At 71.4% G+C, this 26,234-nt stretch carries 22 protein-coding genes; 17 read left to right on the top strand and 5 right to left on the bottom strand.

The annotated features are described in order from the left end of the window. The first annotated feature begins 165 nt into the window (after nt 1–165). From ACLQ3B_RS19175 to ahcY, 8 genes are all read left to right on the top strand, one after another. A complete protein-coding gene (locus ACLQ3B_RS19175) occupies nt 166–870 on the top strand; it encodes an endonuclease V (protein ID WP_425782144.1) in 705 nt (234 codons plus the stop codon). Between the two features lie 151 nt (nt 871–1,021). Next, the gene (locus ACLQ3B_RS19170) at nt 1,022–2,083 is read left to right on the top strand and encodes a hypothetical protein (RefSeq protein ID WP_425782083.1); all 1,062 of its coding nucleotides are present in this window, start codon (nt 1,022–1,024) and stop codon (nt 2,081–2,083) included. Between the two features lie 70 nt (nt 2,084–2,153). Beyond that, nucleotides 2,154–3,539, top strand: coding sequence for a phosphomannomutase/phosphoglucomutase (locus tag ACLQ3B_RS19165; RefSeq protein WP_238677739.1), 1,386 nt, complete (start codon nt 2,154–2,156; stop codon nt 3,537–3,539). 61 nt (nt 3,540–3,600) lie between these two features. Beyond that, the gene (locus ACLQ3B_RS19160) at nt 3,601–3,786 is read left to right on the top strand and encodes a Trm112 family protein (protein ID WP_091394023.1); all 186 of its coding nucleotides are present in this window, start codon (nt 3,601–3,603) and stop codon (nt 3,784–3,786) included. Continuing rightward, nucleotides 3,783–4,982, top strand: a complete 1,200-nt coding sequence (locus tag ACLQ3B_RS19155; RefSeq protein WP_425782082.1) for an SIS domain-containing protein — start codon at nt 3,783–3,785, stop codon at nt 4,980–4,982. Before ACLQ3B_RS19160 ends, ACLQ3B_RS19155 begins: the two co-directional genes overlap by 4 nt. A gap of 67 nt (nt 4,983–5,049) precedes the next feature. Continuing rightward, the gene (locus ACLQ3B_RS19150) at nt 5,050–6,057 is read left to right on the top strand and encodes a cation diffusion facilitator family transporter (protein ID WP_425782081.1); all 1,008 of its coding nucleotides are present in this window, start codon (nt 5,050–5,052) and stop codon (nt 6,055–6,057) included. Nucleotides 6,058–6,060: 3 nt separating this feature from the next. After that, a complete protein-coding gene (gene manA / locus ACLQ3B_RS19145; protein WP_425782080.1) occupies nt 6,061–7,221 on the top strand; it encodes a mannose-6-phosphate isomerase, class I in 1,161 nt (386 codons plus the stop codon). A 279-nt stretch (nt 7,222–7,500) separates the two neighbouring features. Continuing rightward, entirely contained in the window at nt 7,501–9,012 is a 1,512-nt protein-coding gene (ahcY, locus tag ACLQ3B_RS19140; RefSeq protein ID WP_425782079.1) for an adenosylhomocysteinase, read from the top strand. A gap of 89 nt (nt 9,013–9,101) precedes the next feature. Here the strand turns inward: ahcY and ACLQ3B_RS19135 are convergent, their stop codons facing one another. Then, nucleotides 9,102–9,260 carry a hypothetical protein gene (locus tag ACLQ3B_RS19135; protein WP_425782078.1) on the bottom strand — a complete coding sequence of 53 codons (159 nt, stop codon included), beginning with the start codon at nt 9,258–9,260 and terminating at the stop codon, nt 9,102–9,104. Nucleotides 9,261–9,409: 149 nt separating this feature from the next. On the opposite strand from ACLQ3B_RS19135, the gene efeU reads away from it, so the two are divergent. The 8 genes from efeU to hpf all read left to right on the top strand — a co-directional run bounded on the left by efeU (nt 9,410) and on the right by hpf (nt 18,890). Continuing rightward, entirely contained in the window at nt 9,410–10,333 is a 924-nt protein-coding gene (gene efeU / locus ACLQ3B_RS19130) for an iron uptake transporter permease EfeU (RefSeq protein ID WP_425782077.1), read from the top strand. Nucleotides 10,334–10,355: 22 nt separating this feature from the next. Continuing rightward, the gene (efeO, locus tag ACLQ3B_RS19125) at nt 10,356–11,489 is read left to right on the top strand and encodes an iron uptake system protein EfeO (RefSeq protein WP_425782076.1); all 1,134 of its coding nucleotides are present in this window, start codon (nt 10,356–10,358) and stop codon (nt 11,487–11,489) included. Nucleotides 11,490–11,514: 25 nt separating this feature from the next. Continuing rightward, on the top strand, nt 11,515–12,792 hold the full coding sequence (efeB, locus tag ACLQ3B_RS19120; protein ID WP_425782075.1) for an iron uptake transporter deferrochelatase/peroxidase subunit: 1,278 nt from the start codon (nt 11,515–11,517) through the stop codon (nt 12,790–12,792). A 225-nt stretch (nt 12,793–13,017) separates the two neighbouring features. Next, nucleotides 13,018–13,707, top strand: a complete 690-nt coding sequence (gene mtrA, locus ACLQ3B_RS19115; protein WP_030331519.1) for an MtrAB system response regulator MtrA — start codon at nt 13,018–13,020, stop codon at nt 13,705–13,707. 12 nt (nt 13,708–13,719) lie between these two features. After that, a complete protein-coding gene (gene mtrB / locus ACLQ3B_RS19110) occupies nt 13,720–15,477 on the top strand; it encodes an MtrAB system histidine kinase MtrB (RefSeq protein WP_425782074.1) in 1,758 nt (585 codons plus the stop codon). Then, nucleotides 15,474–17,291, top strand: coding sequence for an LpqB family beta-propeller domain-containing protein (locus ACLQ3B_RS19105; protein ID WP_425782073.1), 1,818 nt, complete (start codon nt 15,474–15,476; stop codon nt 17,289–17,291). The genes mtrB and ACLQ3B_RS19105 overlap by 4 nt, the downstream gene beginning before the upstream one ends. Before the next feature lie 4 nt (nt 17,292–17,295). Then, entirely contained in the window at nt 17,296–18,003 is a 708-nt protein-coding gene (locus tag ACLQ3B_RS19100; protein WP_425782072.1) for a ComF family protein, read from the top strand. Nucleotides 18,004–18,248: 245 nt separating this feature from the next. Then, on the top strand, nt 18,249–18,890 hold the full coding sequence (gene hpf, locus ACLQ3B_RS19095) for a ribosome hibernation-promoting factor, HPF/YfiA family (RefSeq protein WP_425782071.1): 642 nt from the start codon (nt 18,249–18,251) through the stop codon (nt 18,888–18,890). Nucleotides 18,891–18,949: 59 nt separating this feature from the next. Here hpf and ACLQ3B_RS19090 read toward each other — a convergent pair whose 3' ends face one another. Both ACLQ3B_RS19090 and ACLQ3B_RS19085 read right to left on the bottom strand, forming a co-directional pair. Then, on the bottom strand, nt 18,950–20,062 hold the full coding sequence (locus tag ACLQ3B_RS19090; protein WP_425782070.1) for a GNAT family N-acetyltransferase: 1,113 nt from the start codon (nt 20,060–20,062) through the stop codon (nt 18,950–18,952). Beyond that, entirely contained in the window at nt 20,059–21,210 is a 1,152-nt protein-coding gene (locus ACLQ3B_RS19085; RefSeq protein WP_425782069.1) for a GNAT family N-acetyltransferase, read from the bottom strand. The genes ACLQ3B_RS19090 and ACLQ3B_RS19085 overlap by 4 nt, the downstream gene beginning before the upstream one ends. Nucleotides 21,211–21,378: 168 nt before the next feature. Between ACLQ3B_RS19085 and secA the strand changes: the two genes are divergently transcribed. Beyond that, nucleotides 21,379–24,306, top strand: a complete 2,928-nt coding sequence (gene secA, locus ACLQ3B_RS19080) for a preprotein translocase subunit SecA (protein ID WP_425782068.1) — start codon at nt 21,379–21,381, stop codon at nt 24,304–24,306. A 582-nt stretch (nt 24,307–24,888) separates the two neighbouring features. On the opposite strand, the gene ACLQ3B_RS19075 is transcribed toward secA, so the two are convergent. Both ACLQ3B_RS19075 and ACLQ3B_RS19070 read right to left on the bottom strand, forming a co-directional pair. Next, complete coding sequence (locus ACLQ3B_RS19075) at nt 24,889–25,482, bottom strand: Rv3235 family protein (RefSeq protein ID WP_425782067.1); 594 nt, start codon at nt 25,480–25,482, stop codon at nt 24,889–24,891. 351 nt (nt 25,483–25,833) lie between these two features. After that, nucleotides 25,834–26,061 (bottom strand): helix-turn-helix domain-containing protein, encoded by a 228-nt coding sequence (locus ACLQ3B_RS19070; protein ID WP_425782066.1) that lies wholly within the window; start codon nt 26,059–26,061, stop codon nt 25,834–25,836. Nucleotides 26,062–26,234 lie beyond the last annotated feature (173 nt).

Raw genomic sequence — 26,234 nt, 5'->3', positions numbered from 1 at the left:
GGCACCGCGGGCACCGCGGGCACCGCGGGCACCGCGGGCACCGCGGGCACCGCGGGCACCGCGGGCACCGCGGGCACCGCGGGCACGCCCGGCACGCCCGGCACGCCCGGCACGCCGGGCACGCCGGGCACGCCGGCGGGCGCGCCGGGGAATGTTGCTGAGGCGGTGGCCGTACAGGAGGAGTTGCGGCCGCTGGTGGATCTGGTCGGGCCGGGGCCGAGCGCGCCAGCGACGGTGGCCGGCCTGGATGTCGCGTACGCCGAGGGTGGTGACCTGCTGGCGGCGGCCGTGACGGTCCTTGATGCCCGGACCCTGGCGGTGGTGGATTCCGCGGTCGGTGTGGGGCGACCCGCGTTCGACTATGTGCCGGGGTTGTTCGCCTTCCGTGAGTTGCCCGCGTTGCTCGGCGCGCTCGACCGCCTGACCACCATTCCGGACCTGCTGGTCTGCGACGGGCACGGGCTGGCTCATCCGCGCCGGTTCGGGCTCGCGTGCCATCTCGGGGTGGTCACCGGGTTGCCCGCGATCGGGGTGGGGAAGACGCCGCTGGTCGGGGCGTGGGATCCGCCGTCCGCCGAGCGGGGTTCCTGGTCGCCGTTGCGCGACGGTGGTGACGTGGTGGGTCGGGTGCTGCGGACCCGCGACGGGGTGAAGCCGGTCTTCGTCAGTGTCGGCCATCGGATGAGCCTGGAGAACGCGACCGTGCAGGTGCTCGCGTTGACTCCGCGCTACCGCCTGCCGGAGACGACCCGCACCGCCGACCGACTCTGCCGCGACGCCCTGGCCGAGGCGGAGCGGGCCGGCCGGTTGGCGGAGCAGGTTGGCCGATCGGCGGAGCGGGCCGACGGATCGGCCGAGTCGGGCGGCTGATCTGCTGGTCAGTCCGGTCGGCGGCGGGTCGCCGGGTCGGGGCTCAAACCGTAACGCCGCACACATCCGGGGCGCTCTATGACCGATGGGGTGGGTGGGCCGGTAGTAGCCTGACCAGCGGACCCCACCCGGGGAGAACGGCGAGGTGATCATGACAGTGCGTCGACGCGTGGCACGGCTCGCGGCGGTCTGCGGTCTGGTGGGCGGCCTGGTGATGCTCGGTGCGTCACCGGCGCTGGCCGACGAGGACTCGGTCCGGGTGGGTGCGGCCAGCAGCTTCGCCGCCGGTGGTTCCGCGCAGGGGGTGAACGTCGCGGTGCGGAAGCGCACCGACGGGTGCGTCCTGCTGCGTACCGCGCTGGGCTTCAGCCTGCAGGGTCTCCAGCCGAACCAGGTGAAGGTCGAGGTCAACGCCGGCGGGCGCTGGTTCCCGGTGGCCGTCAACGGCGGCGGCGGCGCCGTGTCGACCGCGCAGACGTCACCGTCGAAGCCGACGCTGTGCAAGGGCAAAGGCATGACGGTGCGCTACCGGGTGGCGTTCGCGGAGGGCACGCCCGGCGGCCGTCTCGTGGTCACCGGTGCGGGCCTCAGCGCCGCCGGTCAGAGGCTGGGGCAGGCCACCGACGCGGCGCGGTTGACCGGTGCGCGGGTGACTCCGTCGCCGACTCCGTCGCGGTCGAAGAAGCCGACGCCCACCCCGAGCCCGACCGAGGCCGCGACCGTCGACGAGGCGGTGAACCCGGCGGCGCTGGGCGGTGTGCCCGCCGGGCCGAGCACCACGGCGACGGCCGCCGAATCGTCCGGAGGAGGATCACCGGTGATGTACTTCGGCATTGTGCTGGTGGCGGTCGGACTGCTGCTCATCGTGCTGCTGTTCCGTCGCTCGCGGCAGGACCGGAAGCCGTCCGACGACGGGCCCGGCACCCTGCCGGGCAACCCCGGCGGCACCACCTACCGCGCCGGGGGTGGGTTGCCGGCCGCGCCTGGTCGCCCCGGTCAGGTGTACGGCCAGCAGCCGCCGGCCGCCGGTTGGGGTGCGGTTCCGTCCCCGCGTCCCGCCACCGGCGGGGTCTACGGCGCCCGACCGGACATTCCCGCTCCGGCGCCGGAGGCGACGCAGCCGATGCCGGGCCGGCCGGACGGTCGCCCGTCACCAGGTGACCCGCCCACCGACGGCGGCCACACCGTGTTCATTCCCCGGCTCCCCGGCTGAGCGGAGTACGACCCGGCCCCTCCGTTAGGCTCAGGATCGGTGTCTAACCTGCGGCCGAGGAGTGGAACACGTGTCTGATCTGTCCCAGATCGTGAAGGCGTACGACGTCCGCGGGACGGTGCCGGACCAGTGGGACGAACGGGCCGCCGAGGCGCTGGGAGCCGCCTTCACCCAGCTGCTCAACTCGACCGACGAGCCGGGCGACGCGGTCGTCGTCGGGTACGACATGCGGGCCACCTCGCCCGGTCTGGCCGCCGCCTTCGCCGCCGGCGTACGCGCCGAAGGGCGCTCGGTGATCGAGATCGGCCTGGCCTCCACCGACCTGCTGTACTACGCGTCCGGCTCGCTCGACCTGCCCGGTGCCATGTTCACGGCCAGCCACAACCCCGCGCAGTACAACGGCATCAAGATGTGCCGCTCCGGCGCCCGTCCGATCGGTCAGGAGAGCGGTCTGGCCGAGATCCGGGAGCGGGCCCAGGCCCTCCTGGACTCGGGCGACGCTCGTCCCGCCGGTGCGCCGACCCGGCCCGCCGAGCGGCGCGACCTGCTTCCCGACTACGCCGGCTACCTGCGCAAGCTTGTCGACCTCTCGGGCATCCGACCGTTGAAGGTGGTCGTCGATGCCGGCAACGGCATGGGTGGCTTCACCGTTCCGACAGTGCTGGGCGACGCGGCCCTGTCGCCGCTGCCGCTGGAGATCGTGCCGCTCTACTTCGAGTTGGACGGTAGCTTCCCCAACCACGAGGCCAACCCACTCGACCCGGCGAACCTGGTCGACCTCCAGCGCGCGGTGGTCGAGCACGGGGCCGACATCGGGTTGGCCTTCGACGGTGACGCCGACCGGTGCTTCGTGGTGGACGAGCGCGGCGAGCCGGTCTCGCCGTCGGCGATCACCGCTCTCGTCGCGGCCCGTGAGCTGGCCAAGCACCCGGGCTCCACGGTGATCCACGGCCTGATCACCTCCAGCGCGGTCGCGGAGATCATCCGGGAGCACGGTGGGCAGCCGGTCGTCGCCCGTGTCGGGCACTCCTTCATCAAGGCGGAGATGGCCCGCACCAACGCCGTGTTCGGCGGCGAGCACTCCGCGCACTACTACTTCCGGGACTTCTGGTTCGCCGACACCGGGATGCTCGCGGCGATGCACACGTTGGCCGCGCTGGGGGAGCAGTCGCTGCCGCTGTCCGTGTTCGCCGGTGAGTACGAGCGTTACATCGCCTCGGGCGAGATCAACTCGACGGTGGCCGACCAGGCTGGCGCGGTGGCCGAGGTGCGCGCCGCGTACCCCGACGCGGTCGCCGACGAGATGGACGGGCTCACCCTGCGTTTCCCCGACGGCGCCTGGTTCAACCTGCGCGCCTCCAACACGGAGCCGCTGCTGCGGCTCAACGTCGAGGCGCCCACCCGGGATCGGATGGTCTCGCTCCGGGACGACGTGCTCGACCGCGTTCGCCGATAAGATCGCCTGCGCCGGTCGGCACCGCCGTCGGTCAAGCCGCACACGTGGAAGGAGCCGCACCATGGCCCTGGATCCGCAGTTGCTCGAGATCCTCGCCTGTCCGGACACGCACCACGCCCCGCTCACCTATGACGCCGAGGCGCAGACGTTGACCTGCACGGAGTGCGGCCGGATCTTCGAGGTCCGCGACGACGTGCCGGTGCTGCTGCTCGACGAGGCGCGCGGCGGCCCCGGGCAGTCCTCATGATCGACGGTACGGCCGGGGTAAGCGGACGTCGTGACGCCGACGAGGCCCTGCTCGACAACCCGCAGGCGTTGGCCGAGGCCGACCCGGGAGGCATGCTCCGGCACACGGCGTCGGCCGGTGCGCAGGTTCGGGAGAGCGCCGCGCTGGCGGCCGAGGCGAACCTGGCGGTGCTCGCCGACGACGGGCGGCCCCGAGCTGTCGTGATCGCCGGCATCGGCACGGCGGGGCGTACCGGGGACGTGCTGGCCACTGTCGCCGGGCCGCGCTGCCCGGTCCCGATCATCGGGCACCGCAGCGCCGGCGTGCCCGGTTGGGTGGGCGCGGCCGACGTGGTGATCGCGGTGAGCGCGTCCGGACGCAGCCCGGAGGCCCTCGGCGCCGCCGAGGCGGCCCACCGGCGTGGTGCCCGACTCGTCGCCGTGGGCGCCCCGGACTCCCAGTTGCAGTCGATCGCCGAGCAGGCCCGGGCGCCGTTCATCCCGGTGCCCCGGCGTGCTCCGGCCCGGGCCAGCCTCTGGGCGCTCACCGTGCCGGTCCTGCTCGCCGCCCGTTCCCTCGGGCTGGTGAAGGTCAACGAGGCGGACCTGGCGGAGACCGCGGCCCGGCTCGACGCGGACGCCGACCGCTGCCGGTCCGCCGCCGAGTCCTTCGTCAACCCGGCGAAGTCACTGGCACTGGGTCTGGCCGGCTCGATCCCGATCGTCTGGGGTTCGTCCCCGCTGGCCACGGTGGCGGCCCGCCGGTTCGGCGACACGCTGTCGGCCAACGCCCGCTACCCGGTGGTCACCGGGGCGCTGGGTGAGGCCGGTCGGGGTCGCGTCGGGCTGCTCGACGGCGTCTTCGGCGGTCTGGCCGAGGGGGAGCGGGACATCTTCGCCGACCCGGCCGAGGACGACGACGGCGAGGGCACCCGGCTGCGGCTGGTGCTGCTGCGCGACGGCGGCCTCAACGCCGAGGACGACACCGACGAGCCACTCGCCGTCGAGGAGCGCCGCGCGGACGCGGTGCAGACCCTCGCGGAGCGCCGTGGCGTGCGGTGTGACGTGGTGACCGCCGAGGGTGGTTCCGCCCTGGAGCGGCTGGCGTCGCTGATCGCCGTCCCCGATTTCGCCTCGATCTACCTTGCTCTGGCACATGGGCTTGACCCGATGGCCGTCCCGGCCATCACCGAGATGAAGGAGCTGTCGAACCAGTGAACGAACGTAGGGGGCGGCGCGCCATGCGCGGACCGGGCGGCTTCGTGCGACGAAGCGGAGCGGTGGCATGAGCGCCAACGGTGGGACGAAGGCGATTGTCGCCGCCCTGCTGGCCAACATCGGCATCGCCGTCACCAAGTTCATTGCGTTCCTGCTCTCCGGCTCGTCGTCGATGCTGGCCGAGGCGGTCCACTCGGTCGCCGACTCCGGCAACCAGGGCCTCCTGCTGCTCGGCGGCAAGCGGGCGAAGCGCGCGGCCACCCCGGAACACCCGTTCGGGTACGGCCGGGAGCGCTACATCTACGCGTTCATCGTGTCCATCGTGCTGTTCAGCATCGGTGGCCTGTTCGCGCTCTACGAGGCGTACCACAAGTGGCACGACCCGCACGGCATCGAGTCCTGGCAGTGGTTGCCGCTGGTCGTGCTGGTGGCGGCGATCATCATGGAGTCGTTCTCCTTCCGGACCGCCATCAAGGAGTCCAACCACATCCGGGGCAAGCAGTCCTGGGTGCGCTTCATCCGTCGGGCCAAGGCGCCGGAGCTGCCGGTGGTGCTCCTGGAGGACTTCGGCGCGCTTGTCGGTCTGGTGTTCGCCCTGTTCGGCGTCACCATGACGCTGATCACCGGCGACGGCGAATGGGACGCCGCCGGCACGGCGATGATCGGCATCCTGCTGGTCGTCATCGCCGTCGTGCTGGCCATCGAGACGAAGAGCCTGCTGCTCGGTGAGGGCGCCGAGCCGTCCGACCTGGCCACCATCGAGCGGGCCGTCACGGACGGCCCCGAGGTGGAGCGGATCATCCACATGAAGACGCTCTACCTGGGCCCGGAAGAGCTGATGGTGGCCGCGAAGATCGCCGTCCCGGAGTGGGAGAGCGCCCACGACCTGGCCCGTGGCATCAACGCCGTCGAGTCGCGGATCCGCGCCGCGGTGCCGATCGCCCGGGTGATCTATCTGGAGCCGGACGTCTACAGCGTCGCCGCCGCCGAGGCCGGCACCGGTGCCGCCGCCGACACCGCCGTGCCGCAGCCGCAGGACGCGTCGGGCGAGGCGGCCGGGCGGCCCGGGGGCTGACGGGTGGAGCCACTGTACGGACCGATCCGCGACTACGCCTGGGGATCCCGGTCGGCAATCGCCCTCCTCCAGGGGCGCTCGGTGCCCAGCGCGGGTCCCGAGGCAGAGCTGTGGTTGGGGGCCCATCCGGCCGCCTCGGCCCACGTGGATCGCGCCGGTCTGCGGGTGAGCCTCTGTGAGCTGGTGCGGAACGAACCAGGACACTGGCTCGGCCAGCGGGTGTCCGAGCGGTTCGGTGATCGGCTGCCGTTCCTGCTCAAGGTGCTCGCGGCCGACGCTCCGCTGAGCCTGCAGGCGCATCCGGACGCCGAGCAGGCGCGGGCCGGCTACGCGGCGGAGGCGGGTCGCCCCGACGGGCAGCGCACCTACTCCGACCCGCACCACAAGCCGGAGTTGTTGGTCGCGCTCACCCCGTTCGAGGCGCTGTGCGGGTTCCGGGATCCGGTGGAGTCGGCCGAGGCGCTCGCCGCGTTCGGCGTACCGGCGTTGACGCCTGTGGTGGCCGCGTTGCGGGCCGGGCCGGCGGGGCTGCGGACGGCGATGCGGACGCTGCTCGGCTGGCCGGTCGCGCAGCGTCACGACCTGCTGGCCTCCGTGCTGGCGTCACCGGCCGACGGCCCGGACGCGGAACTGGTCCGCCGGCTGGGCAAGGCGTACCCGGGGGACCCGGGAGCGCTGGTGGCGCTGCTGCTGCACCACGTGCGGCTGGAGGCGGGGGAGGCGATCTGGATGCCCGCGGGCAACCTGCACGCCTACCTCAGCGGCTGCGGAGTGGAGATCATGGCGGCCAGCGACAACGTGCTGCGCGGCGGCCTGACTCCGAAGCGGGTGGACGTCGACGAGTTGCTGCGGGTGCTGCGTTTCGAGGTGCTCGAGGATCCGGTGCGGGACGCGCAGCCGGTGGGCCCGGGCGTGGACTGGTGGCCGGTGCCGGTGGACGATTTCGCACTGCACCGGGTGCGGGTCGATGGGGCGGTGTCCTCGGTGTCGCTGCCGCTGCCCGGCCCACGGGTGGTGCTCTGCGCTGGTGGCGTGATCACAGTGGACGACGGCGCCGCGTTGACACTGGCCTCCGGTGAGGCGGCGATCGGCACGGCGTCCGGAGCGCCGCTGCGGATCGAGGGCGCCGGTGTGGCGTTCGTGGCGACGCCCGGGCTGGGCTGATCTCCGCGCAAGCGAACGACACAAGTCCGACTTTCCCGGAATAGCTTGACGTCGTCCTGCCTGAGTGTGACTCTATGAGTACGCAGCGTTATCGCGACGACGGTCCGAGAACGTGCGGGGGAACCAAACCGGGGGGATGCGCGGGGCGGGCGGGACGTGGGCGGGAAGGTCCGCCCACTACCGGCCGCCCCGTGCGCTGTCCGCGGACCGTGCCTGCTGCCCGTCGCCAACGCGCGTAAGGTGGAGGATCGGCGCAGACATCGTTCGACAGGAGCTTTCATGACCAGCACCCTCCCGGCAGCCGCCAACGGCACGCCGTCCGAGGCCCGGCCGAGCCCGCTCGCCGACGCCGACTTCAAGGTGGCGGATCTGTCGCTCGCCGAATTCGGGCGTAAAGAGATCCAGCTCGCCGAGCACGAGATGCCCGGCCTGATGGCGATCCGTCGGGAGTTCGCCGAGGCGCAGCCGCTCGCCGGCGCGCGGATCACCGGCTCGCTGCACATGACCATCCAGACCGCCGTCCTGATCGAGACGCTGGCCGCGCTCGGCGCGCAGGTGCGCTGGGCCTCCTGCAACATCTTCTCCACCCAGGACCACGCCGCCGCTGCGGTCGTCGTCGGCCCGGACGGCACCCCCGAGGCCCCCGCCGGGGTTCCGGTCTACGCCTGGAAGGGCGAGACCCTGCCGGAATACTGGTGGTGCACCGAAAAGGCTCTGACCTGGCCTGCGGACTCGGCTGGCGATACCGGCCCGAACATGATCCTCGACGACGGCGGCGACGCCACCCTGCTCGTACACAAGGGCACCGAGTTTGAGCGGGCCGGCGCGGTTCCGCCGGTCGAGTCCGCCGACTCCGAGGAGTACGCGGTCATCCTGGAGCTGCTGCACCGTTCCCTCGGCGAGGACGGCCAGCGCTGGACCCGGATCTCCGCCGGCATCAAGGGCGTGACCGAGGAGACCACCACAGGTGTGCACCGGCTCTACGAGATGCACCGGGCGGGCACCCTGCTCTTCCCGGCCATCAACGTCAACGACTCGGTGACCAAGAGCAAGTTCGACAACAAGTACGGCTGCCGGCACTCGCTCATCGACGGCATCAACCGGGCCACCGACGTGCTGATCGGCGGCAAGATGGCGGTCGTCATGGGCTACGGCGACGTGGGCAAGGGCTGCGCCGAGTCGCTGCGTGGCCAGGGCGCCCGGGTCGTGGTGACCGAGGTGGACCCGATCTGCGCGTTGCAGGCCGCGATGGACGGTTACCAGGTCGCCACCCTGGACGACGTGGTCGAGCAGGCCGACATCTTCATCACCGCCACCGGCTGCTTCGACGTCATCACCAACGAGCACATGGCCCGGATGAAGCACCAGGCCATCGTCGGCAACATCGGCCACTTCGACAACGAGATCGACATGGCCGGGCTGGCCAAGCGTTCCGACGTCGAGCGGGTCAACATCAAGCCGCAGGTCGACCTGTGGCGCTTCGCCGACGGGCACGCGATCATCGTGCTCTCCGAGGGCCGCCTGCTGAACCTGGGCAACGCGACCGGGCACCCGAGCTTCGTCATGTCGAACTCGTTCGCCAACCAGACGATCGCCCAGATCGAGCTCTTCACCAAGACCGAGGAGTACCCGATCGGCGTCTACGTGCTGCCCAAGCACCTGGACGAGAAGGTGGCCCGGCTGCACCTCGGCGCGCTCGGCGCCAAGCTGAGCACGCTGACCAACGAGCAGGCCGCCTACCTCGGCGTCTCCACGGAGGGCCCGTTCAAGCCGGATCACTACCGCTACTGATCGACATCTCCGGACCGGGTCGGCTGTTCGCAGCCGGCCCGGTTCGTCGTCTCCGCCGGCCCGGCGGGTTCGGCGTCTCCGCCGCGGGCTCAGCCCGACTGGGAGCCGCGCCGGGTGGGCCGGAACCACGTCCAGACGCACCAGACCAACCAACCGACCGACACGACGGTGGCCAGCGCGCGTAGGCGTAGCGCGCTGAGCAGCAGCACCACGGCCAGCACCGTCAACCACGGCAGGAATCCCCTCACGGCGGGGATCCTTCCACAGCCGACTGGAGGCCGGCCGGTTGGCGAGGCGGTCGTCGGTGCTCGGCACCGGCCCAGTGAGGTTGTCGTGAACGACTTGACGAGTGCCCTGAACAGGGAGGAAGGTATGCCTGCCCTAAGCTAACCAAGGCGTGCCTAACCTACTCGGAGCCCGGATGTTCGCCACCTATCTGATCGGCCTGCGGGAAGGGCTGGAAGCCACCTTGGTGGTCAGCATCCTGGTCGCCTTCCTGGTGAAGTCGCAGCGCAGGGACCGACTGCCGCAGGTCTGGGCGGGCGTCGGCCTGGCCGTGGCGCTCTCGGTGCTCTTCGGCTGGCTGATCGAGTACACGTCGACCTCGCTGCTGGCCCGTTCCGAGGATCGAGAGTTGTTCGAGGCGATCACCTCGGTCGCCGCCGTGGTCTTCGTCACCTGGATGATTTTCTGGATGCGCCGGGCGGCCCGGACCATCGCCGGCGAGCTGCGGGGCAAACTCACCGAGGCGCTGGCCGTCGGGTCCCTCGCGGTCGCCGGAATGGCCTTCCTCGCGGTGATCCGCGAGGGCCTGGAGACCGCGCTGATCTTCTACTCGGCCGCCCAGGGCGCGGCCGGCGACAGCGGCCCGCTGCTCGCGCTGATCGGCGGCATCGTCACCGCCGTGGTCCTCGGCGTGCTGCTCTACGCCAGCGCCCTGCGAATCAACCTCAGCAAGTTCTTCACCTGGACCGGCGCGCTGCTGATCCTGGTCGCCGCCGGCATCCTCAAGTACGGCGTGCACGACTTCCAGGAGGCCGGCGTCCTGCCCGGCCTGAACGACCTGGCCTTCGACATCAGCAGCGCGCTCGACCCGAGCACCTGGTACGCGGCCCTGCTCGCCGGCATGTTCAACGTGACTCCCGCGCCCACCGTGCTGGAGACGATCGCCTGGGTCGCGTACGCCGTACCGGTTCTTCTGCTCTTCCTGCGACCGGCCCGGCGTAGGTCGGCAGCCACCGCGACCACCACCACCGTCACCGAGCGCGGGGCCGACACCGGCGCCGAGGCCGAGGCGGCGTCCACGCCGCAGCGTGCCTGACCCACGAGGAGAGACAGCCCAGATGCGTACCACCCAGTTCTTCGCGCTGGCCGCCGCCGGCGTGCTGGCGACGGCCGGTCTGGCCGCCTGCTCCGACTCCGACAAGAGTGACTCGGGCGCGTCCGGCGGACCGATCGTGGTCAAGGCCAGCGACACCGCCTGTGAGGTCGGTTCGACCGACCTGGGCGCCGGCACCGCCACCTTCAAGATCACCAATTCGGGCGCGAAGGTGACCGAGTTCTACGTGTACGCCGACGGCGACCGGGTGATGGGCGAGGTGGAGAACATCGCCCCCGGGCTGAGCCGCGAGCTGCACGTGGAGTTGCCGGCCGGCACGTACCAGACGGCCTGCAAGCCGGGGATGAGCGGCAAGGGCATCCGGGGTGCGCTCAAGGTCAGCGGGTCGGCGCAGCCGCTCACCGCGGACGCCGCGCTGGGTGACGCGACCGCCAACTACCAGCGCTACATCAAGAGCCAGACCGCCGCGCTGCTGGACAAGACCGAGGAGTTCGTCGGCGCGGTCAAGGCCGGCGATGTGGCGAAGTCCAAGGCGCTCTACCCGGTCGCGCGCACCTACTGGGAGCGGATCGAGCCGGTTGCCGAGATCTTCGGTGACCTCGACCCCAAGATCGACGGCCGCGATGAGGTCATCGAGGAGGGGATGGAGTTCACCGGCTTCCACCGGATCGAGAAGGACCTCTGGCAGTCCGGTGACATCAGCAAGGACGGCCCGATCGCCGACCGCCTGCTGGCCGACGTCAAGGAGATCGTGGCCAAGGCGAACGCCGAGAAGCTCTCCCCGTTGCAGCTCGCCAACGGCGCCAAGGAACTGCTCGACGAGGTCGCCAGCGGCAAGATCACCGGCGAGGAGGACCGCTACTCGCACACCGACCTGTGGGACTTCGCCGCCAACCTCGAAGGTTCCAAGGCCGCCGTGTCCGCCCTGCGCCCCGCGTTGCAGCAGCGCTCGCCGGAGCTGGTCACGCAGTTGGACAGCGAGTTCACAAACGTCGAGGGGCTGCTCGGCAAGCACCGCGACGGCGACGGGTGGAAGCTGCACACCGCGCTGAGCAAGGCCGAGCTCAAGGAGCTCTCCGACGGGATCAACGCGCTCGCCGAGCCGATCAGCAAGGTCGCCGCGGCCGTCGCGAAATGACCGAATGGCAGAAAGAGTCGAATCGATGAGTGGGAGCAGGTTGACCCGGCGCCGGGCGATAACCCTGGCCGGTGCCGGGGTGGCCGGGGTCGCCGGAGTGGCGGCCGGCGCGGGGGCGCTGCTGAACGGCTCCCATGGCCCGGCCGCGGCGAGCGACCATCCGGCCGGGGCGGTCCCGTTCCACGGTGAGCACCAGGCCGGCATCGTCACCCCGGCGCAGGACCGGCTGCACTTCGTGGCCTTCGACGTGATCACCAAGGACCGGGCGCGGCTGGCCGAACTGCTCGAGGAGTGGACGGCCGCCGCCGCCCGGATGACCGCGGGGCGTGACGCCGGGGTGCTGGGCGCGGTCGGCGGGATGCCGGAGGCCCCACCGGACGACACCGGCGAAGCCCTCGGCCTGCCTCCCTCGCAGCTCACCCTCACCATCGGCTTCGGGCCGACGCTGTTCCGCGACGCCGACGGGCGGGATCGCTTCGGCCTGGCCGACCGGCGGCCCGCCGCCCTCGCCGAGTTGCCGAAGTTCCCCGGCGACGCGTTGCAGCCGCAGCTCTCCGGCGGTGACCTCTGCGTCCAGGCCTGCGCCAACGACCCGCAGGTGGCGGTGCACGCGATCCGCAACCTGGCCCGGCTCGGCATGGGCGTGGTGAGCGTCCGCTGGTCGCAGCTCGGCTTCGGTCGCACCTCGTCGACCTCGCGAGAGCAGGCCACCGCGCGCAACCTCTTCGGGTTCAAGGACGGCACGGCCAACCTCAAGGCCGAGGACACCGACCTGCTGCGCGAGCAGTTGTGGGTGCAGCCGGGCGACGGGCCGGACTGGATGGCCGGAGGCTCGTACCTGGTCACCCGCAAGATCCGGATGCTGGTGGAGACCTGGGACCGGACCTCCCTCGCCGAGCAGGAGGAGATCGTCGGCCGGGCCAAGGGCAGTGGCGCGCCACTCGGTCGGAGCGACGAGTTCGACGAGCCCGACCTCGCCGCGCGCGGCGCGGACGGGAAGCCGGTGATCGCCGAGCACGCCCATGTCGCGCTGGCCCACCCGAGCCGGAACGGCGGTGCCCAGCTGCTGCGCCGGGGTTACAACTTCGTCGACGGCTCGGACGGCCTCGGCCGGCTCGACGCGGGCCTCTTCTTCATCGCCTACCAGCGCGATCCACGCCGCCAGTTCGTGCCGATCCAGACCCAGTTGGCCCGGCACGACGTGATGAACGAATACCTGCGACACGTCTCCAGCGGGGTGTTCGCCTGCCCGCCCGGGGTACGCGACGGCGGGGATCACTGGGGGCGTGGGCTGTTCGGCTGACCGTCGTCCGCATGACGACAGCCGGATCGGCCCGGCCTGCGGTGGCGCCCGGCGGTGCCGAAGAGGGATCATGGTGGCAGCCTGGCCCATGCCCATCCGTGCGCCGGGCACCGCAGCACGTGGCGCCGCCGCCACGGGCCGCGGACTGTCAGTTTGTCGGCGGCGTCAAGCGTTACCGGCGGACGCCGGTCCCACCGAACCGAATGAGGATGCAATATTAATCCCATGAGAGCCCGCGTACTGGTGGTCGACGACGACCCCGCGCTCGCCGAGATGCTCGGCATCGTGCTGCGCAGTGAGGGTTTCCTGCCCTCGTTTGTGGCGGACGGCGAGCGGGCGTTGGCCGCTTTTCGCGACAGTCGTCCCGATATCGTGCTGCTTGACCTGATGCTCCCCGGCATGAGCGGCATCGACGTGGCCCGGTCGATCCGGGCGGAGTCCGGCGTGCCCATCGTCATGCTGACCGCCAAGAGCGACACCGTGGACGTCGTGCTCGGCCTGGAGTCCGGTGCCGACGACTACGTGGTCAAGCCGTTCAAGCCCAAGGAGCTGGTGGCCCGGATGCGGGCCCGACTGCGCCGAGGTGAGGACGTGGCCCCCGAGATGCTCACCATCGGGCCGCCCGACAACCAGATCACCATCGACGTGCCCGCGCACACCGTGAGCCGCAACGACGAGGAGGTGAAGCTGACTCCGCTGGAGTTCGACCTGCTGGTCGCCCTCGCCCGCAAGCCACGTCAGGTCTTCACCCGCGAGGTGCTCCTCGAACAGGTCTGGGGCTACCGGCACGCGGCCGACACCCGTCTGGTCAACGTGCACGTCCAGCGGTTGCGGGCCAAGATCGAGCCGGACCCGGAGCGACCGGAAATCATCCTCACCGTGCGGGGCGTGGGCTACAAGGCGGGGACCGGATAGCCTGGTCGCACTGTGTCGACCTCGCCGCCCCCACCCTCCCCGAGTACGGTCACCCGCCGGCCCAGCGCCGGCGGGGAGTTCTGGCGTGCGGTGAGCGGTCGGGTCGCCCGGGTGGTGGGTCGGGCACACCAGACCTGGCGCCGCTCGCTCCAGGTTCGGGTCGTGACCATCACGCTCGTCGCGTCCAGCCTGCTGGTCGGCGGGTTCGCGTTCCTGATCGCTGACAAGATCACCACGATCCTGCTCGACAGCGCGCGCAGCGACGTCCGACAGCGGGTGACCAGCGGTGCCAGCTACGCGGCCAAGCAGGTGTCCTTCTACGGGCAGCCGCAGGAGGCGCAGCTCCAGGAGACCATCGACGGCACGGTCAACTACCTGGCCGGTGGCGACCCCCAGCAGACCAGCGGGGTGGTGGTGGCGATCCTCGCCGACGACTATCCCACCGACATCCAGACGCGCACCTCCCCGTCCGCGAACGTCCAGCCGCTGATCAGCCCCGAGCTGCGGGCCGCGATCGCCGACGGCAAGGTGGCCAGCCAGATCCGCACCGGGCGACTCACCGGTGAGACCACCAAATACCTGGTCTACGGCTCGCCGGTGCCCACCCGCTTCGGCCAGATCGAGCTCTACTACCTGGTGCCGCTGGGCCGGCAGGACGTCACCGCCGCCGACGCCCGAGCCACGGTGGTGGCCACCGGGGTGGCGCTGGTGATCCTGCTCGGGTTGCTCGCGGCGCTTGTCACCCGGCTGGTGGTCAACCCGGTCCGGGTCGCCGCACGGACCGCCCAGCGGCTCTCCGCGGGCCTTCTCGACCAGCGGATGGTGGTCAACGGCGAGGACGACCTGGCCCTGCTCGCCGCGTCGTTCAACCAGATGGCCACCAACCTGCAACGGCAGATCCTGCGCCTGGAAGAGATGTCCCGGTTGCAGCGCCGTTTCACCTCGGACGTCTCCCACGAGCTGCGTACCCCGCTGACCACGGTTCGGATGGCCGCTGACCTGATCTTCGCCGAGCGCGACGAGTTCGACCCGGCGGTCGCCCGCAGCGCCGAACTGCTCCAAGCCGAACTGGACCGATTCGAGGAGCTGCTCACCGACCTGCTGGAGATCAGTCGGTTCGACGCGGGTTTCGCCATGCTGGATTCCGAGCCGACCGACCTGGTGCCGGTGGTGCACCGGGTGGTCGACCGGCTGGCCGGCCTGGCCGAGCGGGTGGGCGTACCCATCGAACTCGACCTGCCGGGCACGCCGGTGATCGCCGAGGTCGACCCGCGCCGGGTCGAGCGGGTGTTGCGCAACCTGGTCGGCAACGCTGTCGAGCACGGTGAGGCCCGCCCGGTGCTGATCACCCTCGGCATCGACGAGACCGCCGTGGCGATCACCGTCCGCGACCGGGGGGTGGGGCTGAAGGTGGGCGAGGAGAAGTTGGTGTTCAACAGGTTCTGGCGGGCGGACCCGTCCCGGGCTCGGCAGACCGGTGGCACCGGGCTTGGCCTGTCGATCAGCCTGGAGGACGCGCGGCTGCACGGCGGCTGGCTGGAGGCGTGGGGTGCTCCCGGGCAGGGCGCGCAGTTCCGGCTCACCCTGCCGGCCCGCGCGGGCGACCGGCTGACCACCTCGCCGCTGCGGCTGGTGCCGGCCGACGCCGCGCTGCCGTTCGGGGGCCCGCGTGACGGCGGCCCACTGGCCATCGGGCCCGGCACCGGCGGGGCACTGGCGATCGGCCCGGCTCCGGCCGGGGACGGGCAGCGGACGGAGGTGCGCTCGTGAGACGGCCGACTCTGCTCCTCGGGGCCTTTGGTGTGCTGGTGCTGCTGGGCGCCGGCTGTGGCATCCCGGCGGCATCCGACGTGCGGGTGGACGGTAAGGGCGGTGCCGCGACCGAGGCCGGTGTGATCAGCCGGGGCAGTGAGCCACCGACGCGGACGGCCAGCGGGAGCGTCAACGAGACGTTCGTCCGTAACTTCCTGTCCGCCGCCGCCGGCGAGCCGGATCGGGCGTACGAGCGGGTCAAGGCGTTCGTCGCCCCGGAGGACAAGATCCGCCTACAGGACAAGAAGGGCAGCGAGGTCGCGCTGAACGTGATCCGGCTGCGCGAGGCGGTCTACACCCTCAACAGCGACTCGACCACGACCGTGAAGATCGCCGTGCAGCAGATCGGTGTGCTGCGAGCCAACGGCACCCTGGCCCCGCCGGTGGCGACCGAGACGGAGTACGAGTTCGGCGTGCGCAGCGCGTCGTTCACCGGCGGCGTCAATGATGATCGGGCCGGCCTCTACGTCATCAACCCGCCAAACGTGCTGCTGCTCAGCGACACCGCCCTTCGCCAGTATTACCAGGACGAGACGATCTACTTCTGGAGTTCGGACCGCACCCGCCTCGTGCCCGACCAGCGCTACCGGCCGCAGGCGGTGCCGGTCGAGCGGCGGGTCAACGAGGTGGTGAAGTGGCTGGTCGGCGGTCCTTCCGACTGGCTGCGCCCGGCAGTCGTCGGGCTGCCGGACCGCACCGAGCTGATCAACAACGCCACCGGCGGCAACGGTCGGTGGGAGGTCAACCTGGACATGTCCGGTGACGACCAGACCCGGATCGACCAGGTGATCACTCAGATCGCCTGGTCCTTGGGGGACCTGCCCGGCCAACTGGAGTTGAAGATCCGCAACAACGCGCAACCCGTGGTGGATCTGGCCGAGCGACGGGGCTCCCAGACGCTCTACCCGTATGTCGCCAGCCCACAGCGGTACGGCGTGTACGACGGCGTGATCCACCCACTCGACTTCGAAGGCGAGCCCAGCGGCACGGTGCCGTTGGCGCCCGAGGCCAACCACAACGTCGTCTCGGCAAGCCTCGGGCTGGCCAAGGACCGGCGGATCCTCGCCGCGATGGTGGTCACCGGCACCAGCAAGAACCGGTACCGACTCGCCGTGGGCACGGGCGTCGACCCGGTCTCCGTGCTCAGCCGCAGCGGCACCGAATACTCCTCGATCAGCCGGCCGGTCTGGCTGCGTACGGTCGACTCCCGCCCCGGCCGTGGCCTGGTGGTGGCCGACGGGCAGCTCTACCGGTTCGACGAGGCGGCCCGGATGTTCCCGGTGCCGCTCAATCTGCCCTCCGCCGAGGTCACGGCGGTGGCCGCCGCGTTGGACGGCCAGCGGGTCGCGCTGATCGCCGGCGGCCGTCTCTACGTCGCCGCGGTCAACCTCGACGGCGCCGGGGTCTCCATCAGCCCGCCCCGAGAGCTGGTCACCTCGCTGACCAACCCCACGGCGGTCGACTGGGGCAGGGAAGATCAGCTGGTGGTTGCGGGGTCGGTCGGCCAGCCGGCGATCTACGAGATCAGCGTCGACGGCGCCCTGGAGACGCCGTTGAGGACCGACCTCGGTGCCAAGGTCAACCACCTGACCGCGTACCCGAGCAACCGCGGCGTGCGGGCCCCCACCGGGGCCTATATGTACGAGGCGAACGGGGTCGCCTACCGCAGCAGCCCGTTCGAACGGATCGAGCCCGGCCGGGTGCGCGACATCGCCCCGGTGCCGGCCGGCGTGCGGCCGAGTAACCCGACCGCGCCGTTCTTCCTCTACTGACACGGTGAGCGGGCTCTGGGCGGACCTCGCCGACCTGGTGCTGCCCGCCGACTGCGCCGGTTGCCGGGAGCGCCGACCCGGGCTGCGGCACGGGGTCTGCCCCGCCTGCGTCGCGGCGCTTGGCGAACTGCGGCCACGCTCGGTCCGCCCCACCCCCGCCCCGCCGGGCCTGCCGTCCTGCGTCGCGCTCGGCCCGTACGCGGGTCCACTGCGTGAGGCTCTGCTGGCGTACAAGGAACACGGCCGACACGGGTTGGCCCGGCCGCTCGGCGCGCTGCTCGCCGAGGTCGTCGCGGCGGCCGTCGGCGAGGCTCGTCAGTTGGCGTTGGTTCCGGTCCCGGACACCGCGGCGGCGGCCCGGTCCCGCTACGGGGACCACCTCGACCGGCTGGCCCGGCACTGCGCGGCCCGGCTGAACCGGGGTGGTTGGGCGGTGCGGGTGCGCCGTCAGTTGCGGGCGCTGCCCCGGCCCGACTCGGTCACCCTGGACAGCGCCGGGCGGGCGGCGGCGGCCGAGGCGGCCTTCCAGCCACGCTCGACCGGGCCGGTCCGGACCGGTGCCGCGGGCGCCGCCCCGGTCGTGGTGCTGCTCGACGACATCGTCACCACAGGGGTGACCCTCGCCGCCGCGAGCAGGGTGCTGACCGCGATGGGATGGGCACCCAGCGTCGCGGCGGTGCTCGCGGCGACCGAGAAAAGACACCAGTCGTAACCGATCGTGTTTCCGTTTCACCCGTTGGTGTACGAGGTGTGAAAAATCCTGGGCCGTCTCGGCGACATGGGGTGACTGCCGGGCAAACAGGAGTTAGCGTTTCGCTGTCGGGGGTAGGAGGTCGTTCCAACCGCCCCTGGCGGTGAGAGGAGGCGTAGCCGTACCAACCGGTCGACGCCAGCGGGTCTCCCCACGGCGCGCGGCCGGGTAACCGGATCGAAGACCGTCCGAACAAGGGAGGTCACGTGGACATCGTGGTCAAGGGCCGAAACGTCGAAGTGCCGGACCATTACCGGGTACACGTAGCCGAGAAACTCGCGAAGATCGAACGCTACGACCACAAACTCATTCGCGTCGATGTCGAGCTGTTTCATGAGCGCAATCCGCGCCAGGCCGACCACTGCCAGCGGGTGGAGATCACCTGCGTTTCCCGGGGCCCGGTGATGCGGGCCGAAGCATGCACGAACGACTTCTACAGCGCACTCGACGCGGCCATCGCGAAGCTCGACACCCGGCTGCGCCGTGCGGCCGACCGCCGCCGCGTACACCGGGGTCGGCACGCGCCGATCTCCGTCGCCGAGGCCACCGCGGGCCTGCCGGTCGCGGACCTGGTGCCCAGTGCGTTGAGCGCGCCCAGCGACGGCGCCCGCGCCGGCACCGCGGTCGCGGAGCGGGTCGAAGAGGATCACGACGACCAGCCGTGGCACATCGCCCGGGAGAAGGTGCACCCGGCAGAGCCGATGACCATCGACGACGCGCTGTTCGAGATGGAACTGGTCGGCCACGACTTCTACCTGTTCCAGGACAAGGAGTCCGGCCGCCCCAGCGTCGTCTACCGGCGCCACGCGTACGACTACGGCATCATCTCCCTCGCCACCGACCAGTAGCCGACCCGCGTCGATCATGGAGTTGTGGTGGGGAACGCCCACCACAACTCCATGATCTGTCAGCGGAGGTCGGCGGGGAGCAGCGCGAAGGTCAGATCGTCCAGACGGGTGCCGGCCAGCCCGGGCAGCCGGCCGCGCTGCACGGCCTCGCGCCGAAAACCGACACGCTCCAGCACCCGGTGCGACGCGGTGTTGTCCGGCACCGTGCCGGCCGACAGCCGGGCGACACCGGCCGGGCCGAACGCCCAGCCCGCGAGCAACCGGACCGCCCGCGTCGCGTACCCCCGGCCGCGCCAGTCGGGCAGCAACGCGTAGCCGACCGAGGCCTCGCCAGCGGCCACATCTGTGTACGACAAGCCGCAACTGCCCACCGGCTCCCCGCTGGCCACGTCCGTGATCAGCAGCCGGGCGATCTCGCCGGTCAGCCATCCGCTCTGCGCCAGACGACAACGCCGCTCCATCGCCTCCCGCGTCGGCGGCACCGGCGGCGCCTGGTTCGCCACCACCTCGGGCCGGCTGTGCAGGCGGTACATCAGCTCCGCGTCGTCCGGCGCGAGCGGACGCAGCGCCACCACCTGGTCGGTGAGCACCCCTGCGGGCAGGTCGGGCAGCAGCCGGGCGACCGGGCCGGGCGGATCACCGGCGACCCGTACCCAGGCCAGCAGATCGTGCCGGCCCGCGTCGCGGGACGTACCGGCCGACCGGCGCAGACCCTCGTAGCGGAAGCCGGCGGCCAGCGCGACCCGCTGGCTCGGGCCGTTCTCCGCTTCGGTGAGCAACTCCAGTCGCGCCGTCCCGGTGCCGAACGCGTGCTCGCTCAGCGCACGAGTCGCCGCGGTGGCAAGTCCGCGCCCCCGCGCCGCCGGCCGCATCCAGTAGCCGATCTCCAACTGACCCCGGGCGGGCACCGGATTGTTCAGCCCCACCGCGCCGAGCAGCCGATCGGTGGCCGGGTCCGCGACGGCGTACGCCGCGCCGCCGCCGGTCCAGGCCGCCGGGACGCCGACGTCGATCCACCACCGGGCATCGGTCTCGGTGTACGGCATCGGCAGGTTCGACACGAACCGTTGAGTCAGCGGGTCCGCACAGCCGTCCACCACGTCGGCGCCGTCCTCGGCGCGAAACGGGCGCAGCCGCACCCCGTACGCCTCGACCACCGGCGGCGGAGTCATCCCAGATCCTTGGCGAGAAGCGCCCCGACCCACACGTCCACCCGTTCGCCCCGGTGCTGCACACCGCCCCGAGCGGTCCCCTCGACCAGGAAGCCCGCCTTCTCCGCGACCCGGCGGGAGGCGGTGTTGCCCACATTCGCCTTCCACTCGATCCGGGCGAGGCCCAACGTGCTGAAGCCCCAGGCGCTGAGCGCGACCAGCGCGGCGGGCAGATAGCCCCGGCCCCGGGCCGCCGGCGCGGTCATGAAGCCGACGTCGGCCACCAGCGGGTCCGCGGGGGAGAGTCGTAGGTCGAGCGAGCCCACGTACCTGTCGTCGGAATCGGCGATCGCGAAGCCGGCGGCGTCCCCCCGAGCCCAGGCGTCCCGGTTGTGGGCCTGGTAACCCTGCGCGTCGGCGCGGTCGTACGGGTCCGGCACCGTCGTCCAGCGGATCGACTCCGGGTCCTGGCAGGTCTGCACCACGGCGTCCAGGTCCTGCTCCTCCATGGCCCGCAGACGCAGCTCGCCGGCCCGGGTCGTGGCGAACAGGACGGGCTGCGGGCGGCCGAAGACGGCGGCCCGCCGGGCGGCGAGGGTGCCCGGACCGGCCGGACCGGTCGCCCCGGCGGCGGGCACCTCGCCGGGAAGCAGCGAGCCGATCCAGCCGTCCGTGCCGCCGTCCAGCTTCGGGTTGCCCCGCCGCAGCCGGCCGTCGATCCGGAAACCGGCCCGGAGGGCCACCAGCCGGGAGGCGTGGTTGCCCACCTCGGCCTGCCAGATGAGCCGGCGCAGCCCCAGGGTGTCGAAGGACCAGCGGGCGACCGCCCGGGTGGCCCGGACCATCACCCCCCGACCACGCGCCCAGGGCGCCGTCCAGTAGCCGATCTCACCGGTGCCGTCCTTGTCGATCGAGATCAGCCCGCTGGAACCCAGCAGCTCCCCGGTGTTCGGGTCGCAGACCGCAAACGGGGCCCCGGTGCCCTCGGCCCAGGACCTCCCGCTGATCTCGGTGACAAATCCGTGCGCGTGTTCCGGTCGGTATGGGCGCGGTACGGTGGTCCAGCGCTGAATGTCCGGGTCCTGGCAGGCGCGGTGCACGGCCTCGGCATCCGCCTCTCGCCAGGGCCGCAGCAGCACGCCGTCCTCGATGATCTCCACGGGCTCCACTCGTGCATCCTGCCGCAGCGTTCGCCGACGGCGTAACCGGATAACGTTTGGGGCGAGCGCAGGACGCGAGTTATGTCGGGTTCGGCGGGGTCGAGCACCGCCACCAGTGACCATCGCGCCGATGGAGCGCCTACGATGGTTCGAGACTGTCTAGGGGAGCGTTGATCCGTGTCGATTCTGGAAAAGGTCCTTAACGCGGGCGAGGGCCGCATGGTGCGCCGGCTCAAGGCCATCGCCGCCGCCGTCACCTCGATCGAGGACGACTACGTCAACCTCACCGACGAGGAGCTGGCCGGCATGACCGAACAGTTCCGGGAGCGGCTCGACGAGGGTGAAACCCTCGATGACCTGCTGCCGGAGGCGTTCGCGGTGGCCCGCGAGGCGGCCGCCAGGGTGCTCGGCCAGCGCCCGTACGACGTCCAGGTGATGGGCGGCGCCGCGCTGCACTTCGGCAACATCGCCGAGATGAAGACCGGTGAGGGTAAGACGCTGACCTCGGTCATGGCCGTCTACCTCAACGCGCTCTCCGGCAAGGGCGTCCACGTGATCACGGTCAACGACTACCTCGCCCAGCGTGACGCGGCGTGGATGGGTCGGGTGCACGAGTTCCTCGGGCTGACCGTCGGCGTGGTGCTGCCCAACCGGCCGGCCACCGAGCACAAGGCCGCCTACGAGTGCGACATCACCTACGGCACCAACAACGAGTTCGGCTTCGACTACCTGCGCGACAACATGGCCTGGTCGAAGGAAGAGCTGGTCCAGCGCGGCCACAACTTCGCGGTGGTCGACGAGGTCGACTCCATCCTGATCGACGAGGCCCGCACCCCGCTGATCATCTCCGGCCCGGCCGAGCACTCCGCCCGCTGGTACGGCGAGTTCGCCGGCGTGGTGGCCCGGCTCCAGCCCGGCACCGACGGCGAGGGCGACTACGAGGTCGACCACTCCAAGCGCACCATCGCGGTGACCGAGCGGGGTGTCGCCAAGGTCGAGGACCGGCTCGGCATCGACAACCTGTACGAGTCGGTCAACACCCCGCTGGTCGGCTACCTCAACAACGCCATCAAGGCCAAGGAGCTCTACAAGCGCGACAAGGACTACATCGTCAGCGACGGTGAGGTCCTGATCGTCGACGAGTTCACCGGTCGCATCCTGCACGGCCGTCGCTACAACGAGGGCATGCACCAGGCGATCGAGGCCAAGGAGGGGGTGGAGATCAAGCAGGAGAACCAGACCCTGGCCACCATCACCCTCCAGAACTACTTCCGCCTCTACGAGAAGCTGTCCGGGATGACCGGTACGGCGCAGACCGAGGCGAGCGAGTTCAACAAGGTCTACAAGGTCGGCGTCGTGACGATCCCGACCCACCGCCCGATGGTTCGCGAGGACCGGCCGGACGTCATCTACAAGACGGAGAAGGCCAAGTTCAACGCCGTCATCGAGGACATCGCCGAGCGGCACCAGCTGGGCCAGCCGGTGCTGGTGGGCACCGTCTCGGTGGAAAACTCCGAGATCCTCTCCCAGCTGCTGCGCCGCCGTGGCATCCCGCACAACGTGTTGAACGCCAAGTTCCACGCCCGGGAGGCCGAGATCGTCGCCCAGGCAGGGCGTAAGGGCGCGGTCACCGTGGCGACCAACATGGCCGGCCGCGGCACCGACATCCTGCTCGGCGGCAACGCCGAGTTCCTCGCCGCGAACGAGCTGCGCCAGCGCGGCCTCGACCCGCTGGAAAACGAGGAAGAGTACGCCAAGGCGATGGAGGAGGTCCTTCCCACCTGGAAGCAGGCCTGCGACGCCGAGGCGGACGAGGTCTCCGCCGCCGGTGGCCTCTACGTGCTGGGCACCGAGCGGCACGAGTCCCGGCGGATCGACAACCAGCTGCGCGGTCGCGCCGGCCGGCAGGGTGACCCGGGCGAGTCCCGTTTCTACCTGTCCCTGCAGGACGAACTGATGCGGCGTTTCCGGGCCGGAGCCGTCGAGGCGGTGATGGAGCGCTTCAACATCCCGGAGGACGTGCCCATCGAGTCGAAGATGGTCACCCGGCAGATCAAGAGCGCCCAGGCCCAGATCGAGGGCCAGAACGCCGAGATCCGCAAGAACGTCCTCAAGTACGACGAGGTGCTCAACAAGCAGCGCCAGGTCGTCTACGCCGAGCGGCTCCGGGTGCTCAACGGTGAAGACCTCTCCGACCAGGTCCGCAACATGATCGACGACACCGTCGAGGCGTACGTGCGGGGCGCCACCTCCGACGGCTACGGCGAAGACTGGGACCTTGAGCAGCTGTGGTCCAGCCTCAAGCAGCTCTACCCGGTCGGCGTGACGATCGAGGAGCTGGAGGAGGAGGCCGGCGGTTCCCGGGCCGGCATGGACGCCGACTTCCTGGTCGCCCGCCTCAAGGAAGACGCCAACGCCGCGTACGACAGGCGTGAGGAGCAGCTCGGCACCGAGGGCGTGCGCCAACTCGAGCGCATGGTGCTGCTCCAGGTCATCGACCGTAAGTGGCGCGAGCACCTCTACGAGATGGACTACCTCCAGGAGGGCATCAACCTCCGGGCGTACGCCCAGCGCGACCCGGTGGTGGAATACCAACGCGAGGGCTTCGACATGTTCGCCACCATGATGGAGGGCATCAAGGAGGAGACCGTTGGTTTCCTCTACAACGTCGACGTCCAGGTGACCGAACCGGAGCCGGAGGCGGGCGCCGACGAGGTCGCGCTGCTCGACAAGCCGGTGGAGATCCGGGCCAAGGGCCTCAACCAGGCACCGCGGCGGCAGGGCCTGCAATACTCCGCGCCCACCATCGACGGTGAGGCCAGCCCAGGCGCGGTCGCCGTGGAGCAGGCCGAGCAGCAGGCTCCGGCGCTCGGTGTGGGTCGACCGGCCCCGGGTGCCCCCGCCGCGCCGGGGCAGAGCGCGCCGTCCGCTCCGCAGCGGCCGGCATCCGGTCTGCGCGGCCCGGCCGTTCCGTCGGCCGCAGCCCGTCGCCCGGCACCGAACCAGGCGGAGGCGAGCAACGGCCCGTCCCGCAACGCGCCGTGCCCGTGTGGCTCGGGCCGCAAGTACAAGCGCTGCCACGGCGCCCCCAACGGCGGCAACTGATCCACAGCAGCGACACCGACAGCGTCTGACCGACGGGTCCCGGCCGACCAGGCCGGGGCCCGTCGGTGTCTTCCAGCCCCGCGTGCCTGACAAACCGCCCGTCTCGGCGCATCTCTGTGGGTCATGCGAAGCCGCACCCCAATGATCACCTCGCCTTCAAGGAAAGCGCGGCATCACCGACTCTCGGACAGCCCGGTTTCCTGCAACCGGAGTGGATCACCGGCTCGGCTCAGGTGTGTCTAGCCCGGCCTGTTCGGCCCGGCCTTTTCGGCCCGGCCCTGTTCGGCCCGGCCCTGTTCGGCCCGGCCCTGTTCGGCCCGGCCCTGTTCGGCCCGGCCAGGCGGTGGGCCTGGCCTGGCCCGGGTCGGTCTGGCTCGGCCCGGCCCGGCCCGGTATGGGTGCGCGGCGCGGCCCGGCGTGGCGTGGCGTGGCGTGGCCCGGCGTGGCGTGGCGTGGCCCGGCCGGGGCGCGGCCCGGCTCGGGCCCGGCCGGGGCACGGCCCGGGCGCGGCCGGGGCACGGCCCGGGCGCGGCCGGGGCACGGCCCGGGCGCGGCCGGGGTGATCGACGGAGGCAGATGGGGTCAGAGCACGTGTAGGGCAGTGCAGAGCCAGCGGCCCCGGCGATGCTCGAGGCGCAGTGCCATCGCCCAGCTTCGACCACCCGCGCCGGTGAGGACGGCTGCCGCCTCGACCGCGGTCTCTCGGGGCTCGCACACCCGCAGGCGTAGCAGCCGGACCAGTGGCCGGCCGTTGCGGCGGCGGGAGGTGCCGGCCCGACCGGATGCGCGGGCGAGTTCGGCCAGCAGGTCGCCGGCCCGGGCCGGGTCGAGCAGCGCTCGCACCTGGGTCGGCGAACGGTAGCCGTTGACCACCTCCAGGCAGGTGCCGACGAACCGGTGCGCGGCTCGGGTGGTTTCCGGAGCGGTCGCCGGCGGCAACGAGGCGACCGGGCGGGTGGTGGTGGACCGGATGGGCACCGGACGCAGGGCTGCTCGCCGCTCCGGCGGCCGGACGGGGCTGGGTCGGGTGGAAGCGAAGAGGTCGAGGGCAAGTTGACCTTCGGTCGGTGCCGGCCAGTACGACCCGTCGGTCTCGTCGACGTACGGCGGGTCGAAGGGCGGGACGGGGCGCAGCCGCACCGGTGGTCGGGACGGACCGGGTCGCGCTCCGCTCATCGCGGCCTCCTCGATCTTGCGTTTACCTTCGTTTGCCTCAGACAACCTCGATTCTGGGCGACGGAACGGCCTCGGTCAATGGCTTCATGCTGGCCCCGGCCGACAAAGCGCATGATCCACTCGGGTTCCTTGATAACGCGGTGTCCCAGCGAGCCGGATAGCCCGACTTCCGCAAAACCGAGTCGATCATGCCCCTGGAGGGCGACCGGGCAGGCCGGGCGGGGCAGGTAGGTCGGGCCGGGCGGGGCAGGTAGGCCGGGCAGGCGGGGCGGGCAGGCGGGGCGGGCAGGGCCGGGCAGGGCCGGGCAGACGGGTCGGGCAGGGCGGGCGGGCCAGGCGGGGCGGGCTTTGCTAGTCGGAGTCGCGGTCGACAAGTGGATTGCTCTGCACCCAGTCTGCGGTTTCGTCATATTTGCGCGCTATGTACTCTTCCAGTCGGGCGCGCTCGACGCGCCACTGGCCGCGTCCGCCGATCTTGATCGCCGGCAGTTCGCCGCTGCGCACCATGTGGTAGACCTGCGAGTCCGACACATTGAGCTCGGTGGCCACGTCGGAGAGCAGCAGGAACCTCGGCTCCACAGGAAACTCCCGGTGTTGATGTCGTTTGGCTTAGTTTGCCACCGACAGCTCCGGCCGCCCAGCACCGGACCAGTTCGGAGCAGGCTGACCGTGCGGGACACACCGGCTGGGAGCTTCCTCCGGCCGGAGGCGGGGTGTATGACGGTCACGGCGTGCGGCATGATCTGCGCCCG

Origin of the sequence: Micromonospora sp. DT53 (assembly GCF_049841535.1) — a bacterium.
In the GTDB taxonomy this organism is placed as follows: domain Bacteria; phylum Actinomycetota; class Actinomycetes; order Mycobacteriales; family Micromonosporaceae; genus Micromonospora.
Note: the sequence above shows the minus strand (reverse complement) of the source record. Positions and strands in the feature narration are given on the sequence as shown.